1 protein-coding gene is annotated in these 634 nt (G+C 44.3%); it reads right to left on the bottom strand.

The window, feature by feature from the left end:
• Positions 1 to 140: 140 nt before the first annotated feature.
• Positions 141 to 634 (bottom strand): TonB-dependent receptor domain-containing protein (locus R8N47_RS26050; protein ID WP_318186211.1); only part of this gene is annotated, 494 nt, incomplete at its 5' end.

The raw sequence follows: 634 nt of genomic DNA on the forward strand, positions 1-634 counted from the left end.
CTTTTAGCATTTATCCTTCGCCCCACCAAAAATTTCGTGGCACAGATAGTACCTGATAAGGCTGAAAAACGCACCTAATGAATCATAGTAAAGCATGATTTAAAAAGGCTGGGACATAGCCCAGCCTTCTTTGAAAGAGATTAGAATGCTACGTCTAACCCTAACCAGTAACGACGTCCATCTTCGACGTACCCATATTCTTTGTAGTTGATGTCTTCATCGAACAGGTTGTAAATCGCACCTTTGATCTTGGTGTTATCCGTCAACTGATACGTTACGCCGGCATCTACAAACGTATAAGCAGGTTCAACGATGCTGTTGCGTGATGGGCCAGTGACCGGATCCATTTCTTTGCCTCGGTAGGTCACTTTCGTCCAACTCTCTAGGTTGTCTGTTGTTTGCCAAGTAACATCAACATTAAACAGATGCTTTGGAAGTTGCTGAAGTGGCATACCTTTGTATTCACCCGTTTTTTGCTCCGAGTCGGTAAAGGTATAGCTTGAGCTTAAGTAGATAGTCTCGGTTAGTGGTTTCGCCAACGTTGCTTCTACACCCTGAGTAACAGCTTCATCCACATTAATGCGGTAAGTAGGATCCGCCCCCCATTGGTTTGGGCCATCCGTACAAATTGTAT

It is taken from the genome of Vibrio sp. 2132-1 (assembly GCF_033344315.1).